We start from the raw sequence: 13,221 nt of genomic DNA, 5'->3' as shown, positions 1-13,221 counted from the left end.
GCCTTGCTTCAACCCCACGAGGGTACGTCTGAAACGGAGGGTGTGTGTGGGTGGGGAGTGGCTAACCTCAGCTTCAACCCCACGAGGGTACGTCTGAAACGTCGCCTTCAATGTCGCCGCCAACGTCGACCACCTGCTTCAACCCCACGAGGGTACGTCTGAAACCATTATGGGTCCGTTGTGTACGAACGCCGACACTTAGCTTCAACCCCACGAGGGTACGTCTGAAACAGCGACCCGGACGAGTGATCGGCGACCATGACCTCGCTTCAACCCCACGAGGGTACGTCTGAAACTCAGCAGTCTCGATCAGGCCGTCGAGCTCTTCGTGGCTTCAACCCCACGAGGGTACGTCTGAAACTGTTCGGCCACCTCGTCGGGGATATTGTGCCAAGCGCTTCAACCCCACGAGGGTACGTCTGAAACTCGACGTGGAGACGGTCGGACTCGACACCGCGGAGCCGCTTCAACCCCACGAGGGTACGTCTGAAACAACGGCATGGTATTCGACCGCGATACACCGAACGGGCTTCAACCCCACGAGGGTACGTCTGAAACCGACGTGTATAGCGACCTCGAAGTGCCGCCCGAGGAGCTTCAACCCCACGAGGGTACGTCTGAAACTCGTACTTTACCGATGCGGTCAGACGCCAGATCCGCTTCAACCCCACGAGGGTACGTCTGAAACACAACTCACGGGTGGGAAGCCCGACGTGTACGCCGAGCTTCAACCCCACGAGGGTACGTCTGAAACCTGGTAGTGATGCTCGTCGATCCACTCGTCGACGTTGCTTCAACCCCACGAGGGTACGTCTGAAACCTGGTAGTGATGCTCGTCGATCCACTCGTCGACGTTGCTTCAACCCCACGAGGGTACGTCTGAAACGTCGACTCAGGCGATTCCGGCAGTACGGGCGAGGGCTTCAACCCCACGAGGGTACGTCTGAAACACCTCCCGGGCGGACGCAGCCTCCGACGCGTTCGTCCGCTTCAACCCCACGAGGGTACGTCTGAAACCGGTGATACCCTTGCTGCCGCGAAGCGCGCCGGCGAGCTTCAACCCCACGAGGGTACGTCTGAAACGATAGCGGGCGTCGCGGGGCTCGTCTACGTACGGATGCTTCAACCCCACGAGGGTACGTCTGAAACTGTTCGACCCGTCACTGCCGTTCTCCTTCGTGTTTGCTTCAACCCCACGAGGGTACGTCTGAAACTGTGGGGTTGATTCATCAACCATCCTCCGATGGATGGCTTCAACCCCACGAGGGTACGTCTGAAACCGGCGAAGTTCACGGCGACGGTGTCGGGCGGGCAAGCGCTTCAACCCCACGAGGGTACGTCTGAAACCACTAACCGACGCCTCCGGCAGATCCGTGCGACGATCGCTTCAACCCCACGAGGGTACGTCTGAAACGCGTAGAGCGCGATCTGGTCGACAAACGGTATATTGCTTCAACCCCACGAGGGTACGTCTGAAACCCGCCCGCTCCGAGCGGCTCCTGCCAGCCTGATATGCTTCAACCCCACGAGGGTACGTCTGAAACCTACGACGACGTACCCGCCCGCGAGTGGCAAGGGCTGCTTCAACCCCACGAGGGTACGTCTGAAACACCCTGAACAGATATACAAGCGCAACGTGTTCGACCGGCTTCAACCCCACGAGGGTACGTCTGAAACCACCGACCTCGTAGTATTTCGGATCGCGGAGTGACTGCTTCAACCCCACGAGGGTACGTCTGAAACCCACCGCCGCGGGCCGGACGACCCGGGCTACCGGCGGCTTCAACCCCACGAGGGTACGTCTGAAACCGCCAACTCAACGACGCACCACAACCGCTACTACTCCGATAACGCTTCAACCCCACGAGGGTACGTCTGAAACGCGTCACCGAGGCGTACGCGCGGACCTCGCGGGCGCTTCAACCCCACGAGGGTACGTCTGAAACGACGTGCGACCACACGAGTAGCTCGTGGCGCGTCTTGCTTCAACCCCACGAGGGTACGTCTGAAACGCGTACCTGTTCGGCTCGCCAAGGATCGATGTGCCGGCTTCAACCCCACGAGGGTACGTCTGAAACTCTGGTAGATCTGTGAATTCTGGCCAGTCTGCGCAGCTTCAACCCCACGAGGGTACGTCTGAAACTAGCTGGATGCCGCCGTAGTCGTCTTGCCCGATGCTGCTTCAACCCCACGAGGGTACGTCTGAAACGTGGGGCGGCCCGGCTTGACGCCGCGGCGAGTGTCGCTTCAACCCCACGAGGGTACGTCTGAAACCATAGGGCCATCCGATAAGCACGACCGGGCGCGCTGCTTCAACCCCACGAGGGTACGTCTGAAACAATCCCTAGGTACCTCAGGATGCTTTGAGATATGCTTCAACCCCACGAGGGTACGTCTGAAACGGCACGCGACGAGCGCGGACAATCCGTTTCTCGCGGAGCTTCAACCCCACGAGGGTACGTCTGAAACGCGCTGGAGCGGTTGATCCGTAAAGAGCGCGTACCGCTTCAACCCCACGAGGGTACGTCTGAAACGTCGCAGTAGATGGGTCCGCGGCCGTAGGTGTCGCTTCAACCCCACGAGGGTACGTCTGAAACCAGATTCGATCTTTGCGATAAGCGTTTTCAGGTCTTGCTTCAACCCCACGAGGGTACGTCTGAAACTAGCGACATCGGCGACGGCCGGTGGGTCCACGCCGAGCTTCAACCCCACGAGGGTACGTCTGAAACATTACGTCGCGCACGGTCGTCTCCGCGATCGGGACGCTTCAACCCCACGAGGGTACGTCTGAAACCGTCGAACAGGTCGATCGTCGGCTTCTCAGGGGTGCTTCAACCCCACGAGGGTACGTCTGAAACGCGAGTACATCCGCGAACTCATCCGGGCAGACGCGGCTTCAACCCCACGAGGGTACGTCTGAAACTCAGGTGTCGAACGATCGCGGTGAGACGTACCTCCCGCTTCAACCCCACGAGGGTACGTCTGAAACCTGACGCTCCCGGACGTAACCGAGGTAAATGGTGTGCTTCAACCCCACGAGGGTACGTCTGAAACCGGGCGATGAAACTCTCGAAGGCGCTGATCGGGCAGCTTCAACCCCACGAGGGTACGTCTGAAACCTATGCCGATCCGCCGTGGTCGTACCGCGACGACGGGCTTCAACCCCACGAGGGTACGTCTGAAACTCGACGATGAACACCGCCCACCAGACTGTTTTCACGCTTCAACCCCACGAGGGTACGTCTGAAACGCCGCTGTCGACTGGGCCGCCGCGAGCGGTCCGCCGCTTCAACCCCACGAGGGTACGTCTGAAACAACTCATCCTCCCCGTTCCGTTCGTGTGCGATGTTCGCTTCAACCCCACGAGGGTACGTCTGAAACCCTCGCGTGCTGGATGTTCGACGGACCGCTGCGCGCGCTTCAACCCCACGAGGGTACGTCTGAAACTGGGACGGCGACCGCGCAGAGCGGAGGCGGCCAGCTGCTTCAACCCCACGAGGGTACGTCTGAAACCTCTCGGACGCGGACGACTACGTCCAGCTGGCCTCGCTTCAACCCCACGAGGGTACGTCTGAAACGCACCAGTAGCGCCTACAGTCCGACGCCACTCATCGCTTCAACCCCACGAGGGTACGTCTGAAACCACGCGGCGGCGAACTCTGCCAGCTGCCCGAGGCTTCAACCCCACGAGGGTACGTCTGAAACGATACGGATGCCGTCGCCGGCCTCCTCGTACTCGCGGCTTCAACCCCACGAGGGTACGTCTGAAACTCGAGGTGCAGGTCCGCCCGCGCGTCGTTCCCGACGGGCTTCAACCCCACGAGGGTACGTCTGAAACCGACAGACGGCGACACGTTAACTTACTCTGTCGAAGGGCTTCAACCCCACGAGGGTACGTCTGAAACCCGAGAGTCCACGCGTGGAGTCGCGGGCCGCGAGGGCTTCAACCCCACGAGGGTACGTCTGAAACTGCCGCCGGTCGCGCCGGACGGATCTACCGGAGCGGCTTCAACCCCACGAGGGTACGTCTGAAACTATCGGCGGGGACCCGAGCGTCGTCTACAACGGGCTTCAACCCCACGAGGGTACGTCTGAAACGTCGGTGACTCGAAGCGCGGAGGCCGGAGAGACGAGCTTCAACCCCACGAGGGTACGTCTGAAACCCCCGAGCCCGAGTTGCCGGAGTATCTCGAGGAGGCTTCAACCCCACGAGGGTACGTCTGAAACGTCTGCGTTTATTGTCGCCGTGTCAGAGCCTAAACGCTTCAACCCCACGAGGGTACGTCTGAAACAACAGCGATAGCTCCCGCCACCGCGCCGGCCCGTCGCTTCAACCCCACGAGGGTACGTCTGAAACAACCAGAGCTTGCCGAGGGGCGTGATCCCCGAACGGCTTCAACCCCACGAGGGTACGTCTGAAACCACGATGCTGTTCAGACCGCTCAGGAGCGGCGTGAGCTTCAACCCCACGAGGGTACGTCTGAAACCTCGAGGACGAGGTCGGTCTTGACCTCGACGTTGAGCTTCAACCCCACGAGGGTACGTCTGAAACACGTACACCTTCTCGGCGATACACCCGGTGGCCACACGCTTCAACCCCACGAGGGTACGTCTGAAACACATCTGGTCGAGTCCGCTCGCGGGTTTCGCGCGTTGCTTCAACCCCACGAGGGTACGTCTGAAACGCGACCGACCTCGGTTCAGCGGCACACAGACGACCAGCTTCAACCCCACGAGGGTACGTCTGAAACCGATCTCGGAGATGAACCAGTCCAGATCGACGCCGCTTCAACCCCACGAGGGTACGTCTGAAACTGTGCGATACGCTCAACATCAGTCCGTAGGCTGGAAGGCTTCAACCCCACGAGGGTACGTCTGAAACCGTGGGGCGGCCCGGCTTGACGCGGCGGCGAGTGTCGCTTCAACCCCACGAGGGTACGTCTGAAACCGGTCCGAAGCAGAGAGGCCGACCTCCACGAGGTGCTTCAACCCCACGAGGGTACGTCTGAAACGTCGAGAGGTCTGTCGTTGTGTCCGGTGTTGTGGTGGCTTCAACCCCACGAGGGTACGTCTGAAACCGCGGGTTGAGCCCGCGGTACTGGTTCCTCGAGCTTCAACCCCACGAGGGTACGTCTGAAACGGGTGTTTTTTAAGCAGAGTCGAAATACCCGGGTGGCTTCAACCCCACGAGGGTACGTCTGAAACCTCGGCGCGCTCGCACAGGCGACATACGGCACCGCCCGCTTCAACCCCACGAGGGTACGTCTGAAACCGGGAGGAGATGCGTGCCGTGATCCGTCGGCACGAGCTTCAACCCCACGAGGGTACGTCTGAAACCAGATACTGGTTCGGACGTATCTATCCAGACATTAGCTTCAACCCCACGAGGGTACGTCTGAAACTTTCAGCGCGATATGCTTCGAATCCTCGATCGGGAGCTTCAACCCCACGAGGGTACGTCTGAAACGTCGTCCGGATCAACGGCGTTCTTCAACTTTCTGAGCTTCAACCCCACGAGGGTACGTCTGAAACCGGTGTCTTGATTTATTCGTCGGTTAGTATCGGCTAGGCTTCAACCCCACGAGGGTACGTCTGAAACCAACGCCGCTAATCGTCGCGCTTTCGGTGGTATTAGCTTCAACCCCACGAGGGTACGTCTGAAACTCGGCAAGACGCTCGCTCGTCACGCCCGGCACCGTCTGCTTCAACCCCACGAGGGTACGTCTGAAACGATAACGACCTTGCCAGTGTTCTGACCGACTTCGCCGCTTCAACCCCACGAGGGTACGTCTGAAACGTCGCCGAGGTCGCGTCCATCACCGAGTTCATGAAGGCTTCAACCCCACGAGGGTACGTCTGAAACCATGGTCGGCCCGACTTGGATGCGTCCGCGCTTGCGCTTCAACCCCACGAGGGTACGTCTGAAACGAGGCGCACGCTAAACGTCGTCAGATATTGGTCCTTGCTTCAACCCCACGAGGGTACGTCTGAAACGCCGATCCAGACACTCGGATCGCCACAGACGTTTAGCGCTTCAACCCCACGAGGGTACGTCTGAAACGCGTCGGTCGCCACGTCGCCCGTCTTGGAGTCAACGCTTCAACCCCACGAGGGTACGTCTGAAACTCTGACGACGCAAGTGGTGGGGGTCAGACGGACACGCTTCAACCCCACGAGGGTACGTCTGAAACCTCGGTCATCCGCGGATTGTCTCGGGGTCGTCAACCGCTTCAACCCCACGAGGGTACGTCTGAAACGATGGCCGGCACCCACACGCCCCGCCGGTCGGAAAGCTTCAACCCCACGAGGGTACGTCTGAAACGAGCGGGACGCGCTGACCGCGCTCGACGGCCCGCAGCTTCAACCCCACGAGGGTACGTCTGAAACTGCGCGCTCGCGACTCCAGTCACTCCAGAACTGGTTGCTTCAACCCCACGAGGGTACGTCTGAAACACCGAGAGCAGCGGCTCACGACCTGCGGTAGCCAACAGCTTCAACCCCACGAGGGTACGTCTGAAACGCCTGTCCTCCTCGACTTCGTCCATCGCGGGACGGTCGCTTCAACCCCACGAGGGTACGTCTGAAACCTGGAGATCGCCGTTGGTGTTGAGCGTCACCTCGCTTCAACCCCACGAGGGTACGTCTGAAACACGTCGCGATGGCATCGATGATGTCGATGATCGCGACGCTTCAACCCCACGAGGGTACGTCTGAAACTTGGTCGATCCGTCTGGGATACGGACGAACTTGTGGCTTCAACCCCACGAGGGTACGTCTGAAACCGGGATCGCGCGTCTCGCTGACCTCGGTCCATTCGCTTCAACCCCACGAGGGTACGTCTGAAACCTGTGAGCTCTGATCAGTCCTCGGGCGCTATCTCGCGCTTCAACCCCACGAGGGTACGTCTGAAACCGCGTGTTGACCGGCGCGTCGACGCCGTCGCGGCTTCAACCCCACGAGGGTACGTCTGAAACCCGTGGTCGTTCACCCCGTCTCCCGACACAGCGTCGGCTTCAACCCCACGAGGGTACGTCTGAAACGGGGAGACGGAGGCCGACACGCTCGCCAATCAGGAGGCTTCAACCCCACGAGGGTACGTCTGAAACTGCTGCTCGGCGCGCTCGTGTTTCGCGTCGACGCGGCTTCAACCCCACGAGGGTACGTCTGAAACTTCGTCGACGTCGAGGACGGTCTGAGCGAAGATGCGCTTCAACCCCACGAGGGTACGTCTGAAACGCGAGCAGCGACGCGTGCTCCAGCTGGTCGCCAACGTGCTTCAACCCCACGAGGGTACGTCTGAAACTAGTCATTGAGCGGCCCTCCGTTGACTTCAGACGCGTGCTTCAACCCCACGAGGGTACGTCTGAAACGATCGGCGACTTCAACGAGCGGCAGTGCCAACTCCTGCTTCAACCCCACGAGGGTACGTCTGAAACTACGGCACCAACCGCCTCACGCTCGCCGTCGTCGTGCTTCAACCCCACGAGGGTACGTCTGAAACCCTGGGTTCGGCGTGTCGCTCGCGGGCTGTACGAGTTGCTTCAACCCCACGAGGGTACGTCTGAAACCCTGGACTTCACGCTCCACGAGCTCCTCCTCGAGCCGCTTCAACCCCACGAGGGTACGTCTGAAACGACGTCGTCGACGAGTACGGCGACCAGTTCGACTTCAAGCTTCAACCCCACGAGGGTACGTCTGAAACGCTCGCAGCGAGGACCTCGAGCGGTAGGCCCTGGCTGCTTCAACCCCACGAGGGTACGTCTGAAACTCGACGTCCATCACCTCGGGAGCGGCGACCTCGACGCTTCAACCCCACGAGGGTACGTCTGAAACAACTTCGACCTTCCCCTGGGCTTTGCCGGAGCCGCTTCAACCCCACGAGGGTACGTCTGAAACCAAGCACTCCTCGCAGGACAACGAGCACCCGACCGAGCTTCAACCCCACGAGGGTACGTCTGAAACCGATGACGATGCGCGGCGACTGCTACCGTGACGAAGCGCTTCAACCCCACGAGGGTACGTCTGAAACCGGACTCGGAGATCGTGCTCGAGGGCGAGGTCGTGCTTCAACCCCACGAGGGTACGTCTGAAACGGGCGAGCGTTTCACGGCGCTCAGGGGGTTCCGGTAGCTTCAACCCCACGAGGGTACGTCTGAAACCGTCGTCGACGGCGGCCCGAGCGACGCCGAGCTCGCTTCAACCCCACGAGGGTACGTCTGAAACAACTCGTCGATCGAGGCCGCGACCTTGCACTCAGGGCTTCAACCCCACGAGGGTACGTCTGAAACCGCGACGGACAACCGCGACCGCCTCATCCTCATCGCGCTTCAACCCCACGAGGGTACGTCTGAAACGCGACCCCTGGATCTGGGTGTTCGCCCACGACGAGCCGCTTCAACCCCACGAGGGTACGTCTGAAACCGAACCACGAGGTCGACGTCGGCGTTCCTCCAGGACCGCTTCAACCCCACGAGGGTACGTCTGAAACCCGGACTCGGAGATCGTGCTCGAGGGCGAGGTCGTGCTTCAACCCCACGAGGGTACGTCTGAAACGGCGCAGACGGAGAGCCTCCAGGAGGCCTACCGGAAGGCTTCAACCCCACGAGGGTACGTCTGAAACCATGGTGATTTTGCCCACCATACCACCTCTACCAGTGGAATACACTTCATCATTTCCGTCGACCCGCAATCCCCCCCAAACCCCCTGGGGGTCGACATCAGCTAGAGGAACCGACTATCTTCGGTCGGGTCGTCCCCGTACACGGTACGGTTCAATAGCCGGTCCGAAGAGAGTTCGTAGACCATGACTGACTCTCCCTCCTGAAGGAGATCTTCAATCTCTCCCTTCAGTGTCGCTAGATCTCCCTCCGAGATTTCCCCTTCCAGTACTGAGTTCTGAACATGAACAAGATATCGGCGACAGAGCTTCAGCATCAGGTGGGTCCTGTCAGCCTCCATGTCGTAGACGACGATGACGTACATCTACCACCACCGCTTGAACGAATCATAGGATTCGCCGGTTAACAAGTGCTTTTTGAGCTTGTATACCTCCAAGCGAAGCAGATACTGATAGCTCACCTTCCGGTTCAGCGTCGGATGCTCGACTGTTCGTTCGAGTGTCTCCTCAAACTCCTTCAGAAACGTCGTTCGCCCTTCCTCATTAAGTAGACAGGAGCCGACCTCGTCTCGGAAATCGTCCCGGCTGATCTGCTTACGGTTGACCAGTCTGAACAGCAGCCGATCCGTTAACACTGGTTTGAACAGGTCGGCAATATCCAACGAAAGGGAGTAGCGCCGTTCTCCCGGCTCGTGGAGATAGCTGATGGTCGGGTCAAGTGCGGTAGCACGGATTGCGGAGACACAGTTTGCGTACACCATACTGTTCCCGAACGAAATGAGCGCGTTCACCGGATTCGGTGGTGGATTGTACTCTCGGCCGTCGAACGCGAACGAGTCGGGAAGAACCGCCTCGAACGTCTGGTAGTACGCTCTCCGGGCCGTCGCTTCCACACCCATGAGCTCGGAGATATCGCCAGCGTCGTCGATACGCGCAGTCGCGTTGTCCAACTCCTCGATTACGCCACCGAGCTCGTACTCCCGACTGTCGTAGTACGTGACGTTCGTCCGCATGTTGTGGATACTCCCACGGACGAACGAGGCAGCGAGAGACTGCCGTTGCTCGGGATCGTCGTACGCCCGGACCTGCTCGACGACAGTTCGACCGCTCGTCTGCCCGCGTTCGGGCATCAGTGACCCTGCATAGCGATCGTTCCATCCGAAGACATGGACAGCAACGCCGTGGTCATTGAGAAACGACATCAGCCGCGTGTTGAAGTCGATCTGTCCGTGCAGGTAGATCGCCTCAGCGTGTTCGACGGGGATATGTTTTTTCTCGCCATCATCGGTCTCCAACCTAACTGTATCCTCGCTCCGTTCGATGCGGCCGTCCGAAAAGATGTGGTAGTTCTTGTCCATGATCAGACCCAACAGAAGTCGTGATAGGCACACGACTCGCAGTACGGTTTCTCAGTGGCTTCCGGCGGGCTGTCTGCGGTCACGATCGTGTGAATCCCTCGGATTGCCGACTCGACTTTGTCGCATCGGTCGTCGTCGAGGGAAACGTCCTCACGTCGACGCTCAGTCGGGTGTGCCAACACGCCCTCACGTTCGACGCCTAATACCCGATCGAGGTACCAGAGGTAGTACGAGAGCTGCATTCGCGCTGGCTCTGTCAACGTTGATGAGGGTTTCACCTCCACCACCCGACCGTCTTCAAGTAGGTCGAGAGCGATCATCCCGAGTCGAAGGTTCTCCTGTGAACGTTCGCCATAGGAGGATTCATCGACGCGAGTCCCTCGGGCAACGCTTGCGTTCTCCCGGTCGATTTCGACGTTCCGGCTCTCGAACCAGAGCTCGCGTTCACAGACGTAGTAGTACTGCATCATCACGCCAGTGACGCGAAACGGGTTGTCGACGGCGTCGCCCTGTGCCGTGGCCACCAGCCGAGAGACGGGATCGCTCACAGTAGACGTGCCTCCACGCTCGTGTCAGGGATGACGACGCCGTCGGTGGCGTCGAAGTAGCCGTCATGCCGTCCCGGGCGCCCGTCGAGCACCAGCCGGTCGGTGTCGGGGAACAGCGGCTCGCATGCAGCGAGCTTCTCCATCGTGTCGTCGTCGCCGGGGTAGACGGGAACGGAGACCTGCCAGTCCGCGGTCGACTCGACGAGGCCGTCCAGGTCGTCCCACCGGTACTCGCCGAACGCTCGCCGGATCTCTTCGACGGTCTCGCGCTCATCGGCCGTTCTCGTCACGATCACGTCGACGGCGGGCCGCTCGTCGATGAGCGAGAGTCGCCCGAGCTGTTCGGCTTCTGCCCGCTCGAGGTATTCCACGTACTCGTCGGCACCGACATCACGCCCATCGAGCAGGTCGAAGTAGTGTTCGACGGCGTTTCGAGTAACGTCTGGCTCGGGCATCGGGTCACCGTCGTAGACCGTTGCCAGCGCTTGGCCAGTCAATTTGGTGAGACTCTCTCCTCGACCGTAGACCGCGCTTGCGGGCGTTGTCTCACGGTTCGGCGGCGGCGCAAGCTGCCAGACCGTCACGCGCCCACGGTCGTGGCCGTATGACCGGTTACACCGACCCGCAGCCTGTACGAGGCTGTCCATCGGCGCGAAATCACGGATGACCTCGTCGAAGCTCACGTCGACGCCGGCCTCGACCAGCTGGGTGGAGACGAACAACACTGGTTCACCCGCTTCGGCGAGGTCGGACGCCACGTCGATGAGGTGGCGTCGGTCACACGGCCGGTGGCGTGTCGTGAGGTGGACCAACAGCGGTTGCCCCGAGCGTCGTCGACGGACCGCGTCGGCACTCGTTCGCTTGGGCGGTATCGATTCGGTCGATTCATCCGCGTCGTTGAGCAGTTCGTCGTACACCTCATTGACGTCCACTGGTATTGTTCGGTCGGCAACTGACTCGGCGAGCTCACGCGCGCTGTCGATCGTGTTGCAGATCGCCAACACCGAATCGCCGTCGTCGGCCCGGGTCGCAACGAGGTCGCCGGCTCGGTCGTAGGAGAGTGCTGCTGACTGCGCGTCGTCGTCGATCGTGTCGCTCTCTTCACTGTCCTGCCCGGGAAGCATCGCGATCGCGGACGGGTGAAGCACGAAGTCGAGCCGGTCCAGCTCGTCGTAGTACGGATCAGGATCCGCGACAAGGGAGAACGGCTCTCGGTCGCCCGCAGACAGGAGTTCGGGCTGAGTGGCCGTCATGGCGATCACCGACGCACCGTACTCCTCGGTCAACAGTTCGACCAGCCGGTCCACAAGCGGCCACCACTCGAGCGGCAGCGCCTGCGGTTCGTCAAGAACTACCACGCTCCCGTACAGCGAGGGGAGCTTCATCGAGCGGGCGTTTGTCGGCCCGGCCAGACTCTCGAACACCTGGACGAACGTCGTCACGACCATCCCCGACCGCCAGCTCTCGCCGAGGAGGGCGGCGACGTTCTCGACGGCGTCGTCGGCGACTGATTCGGGCTCGTCCGGCGGCGAGACGAGGGTATCCGCAAGGTGGTGGTCGACGGTGAGCCGTTCGCCTCTCTCACCGGTCCCGAACAGTTCGCGGCTCTGTTCAGCCACCTGATCGATAATAGACGTGTACGGCAGTGCATAGACAAGACGCCCCTCGTTAGGGTTCGACGCCATCTCACTCCCCTCGAGCACTGTTAGGGCGGCGTCCAGTCCAGTGAGTGTCTTCCCCATGCCCGTCGGGAGCGTCAGCGTCGCGACGTTCCGATCGTCATGGACGAACTCTTTGGCGCGAGCGTGAACCTCCTGTCGAGCGTCCTCGCGCCGCTCGTTCATCTGTTCCGTGCGCGGGTCCAGCTCTGTCTCAGCGTTCTCAGTCTGGAGTTTGTCGATGTACGCGTCGATTTCTAGCCGCCCAGGGGTCGGCGACCGGTAGGCCTTCCGGCCGATTTCGATTCCGGTCGATAGGTACGTCGCGCTCGCCTTGTCGGCGAAAACGAGCGCACTCCAGACCTGTAGCACTGACTCGTAGAAGCTGGGAGGAAGTTTCTCCGGTGCGGGGCGAAGTCGCCGGCCGCTACAGACGGCTTCCGCGACCCACGGGAGCTCGATGGCTGTATCGGAATCGGCGAGCCGTTCGTGGAACGTTTCCCAGTCTCCAGCACCGCCCGTCGCTCGGTCCACGAGTGCCTCAGCGAGTTCAGGAACCGTCTCGTCGATGTGTGCTGCCTGTTCGAGCGCGTCGGACCGGTAGAGTGTCTGTATCCGTCCAGACTGCTCGACGCTCGCTCGGTGCACGTAGTCGGCGGTATCGGGGAGGCGTCCGTGGTGTCTCGCGACGGCCAGAAAGCCGACGAGCTGATCGGCGCCGTCGAACCCGCGTGCCTCCAACGCGTAGTGGGCGAGTAGCGCCGATATCGGGGCGTGGTGTTTCGGTCCAGCTGGCTGTGCGTCGTCCGAAAGGAGATGCTCGCGGAACCACGCGGTCAACTTTCCGAAATCGTGGACTCGTGTCACCACCTCCGCCAACTCGGAGAGTGAGTTCCCCTCCGGCGTCTCGGCGTCGTCGGGGACGAGCCATCCGACCCGCTCGCGGACGTCGTCGAGATGCTCTTCGAGTGGGATCTGTTCCCCGTCTGGTCCGATGTGTGACGGTCGGTCGGTGAAATCGACCATGACTACGCCCCCTC

At 61.0% G+C, this 13,221-nt stretch carries 4 protein-coding genes and 1 CRISPR repeat array (1 of these 5 running past the window's edge); all 4 genes read right to left on the bottom strand.

Annotation, left to right across the window (positions count from 1 at the left end; translation table 11 throughout):
- Nucleotides 1–8,620: a CRISPR direct-repeat array (repeat unit 30 nt; unit sequence GCTTCAACCCCACGAGGGTACGTCTGAAAC) (it extends 60 nt beyond the left edge of the window).
- Nucleotides 8,621–8,721: 101 nt separating this feature from the next.
- The 4 genes from cas2 to DVK07_RS15850 are packed head-to-tail and all read right to left on the bottom strand — an operon-like array spanning nt 8,722 to nt 13,207.
- Nucleotides 8,722–8,982: a CRISPR-associated endonuclease Cas2 gene (gene cas2 / locus DVK07_RS15865; protein WP_053772986.1), complete on the bottom strand. Its 261-nt coding sequence runs from the start codon at nt 8,980–8,982 to the stop codon at nt 8,722–8,724.
- Nucleotides 8,983–9,975, bottom strand: coding sequence for a type I-B CRISPR-associated endonuclease Cas1b (gene cas1b / locus DVK07_RS15860; RefSeq protein ID WP_121597961.1), 993 nt, complete (start codon nt 9,973–9,975; stop codon nt 8,983–8,985). It abuts the gene before it with no gap.
- A 2-nt stretch (nt 9,976–9,977) separates the two neighbouring features.
- Complete coding sequence (gene cas4, locus DVK07_RS15855; protein WP_121597960.1) at nt 9,978–10,523, bottom strand: CRISPR-associated protein Cas4; 546 nt, start codon at nt 10,521–10,523, stop codon at nt 9,978–9,980.
- A complete protein-coding gene (locus DVK07_RS15850; RefSeq protein WP_121597959.1) occupies nt 10,520–13,207 on the bottom strand; it encodes a CRISPR-associated endonuclease Cas3'' in 2,688 nt (895 codons plus the stop codon). Before DVK07_RS15850 ends, cas4 begins: the two co-directional genes overlap by 4 nt.
- Between the last annotated feature and the right edge of the window lie 14 nt (nt 13,208–13,221).

Source organism: Halorubrum sp. Atlit-26R, from assembly GCF_003666015.1.
Lineage (GTDB): Archaea > Halobacteriota > Halobacteria > Halobacteriales > Haloferacaceae > Halorubrum.
Note: the sequence above shows the minus strand (reverse complement) of the source record. Positions and strands in the feature narration are given on the sequence as shown.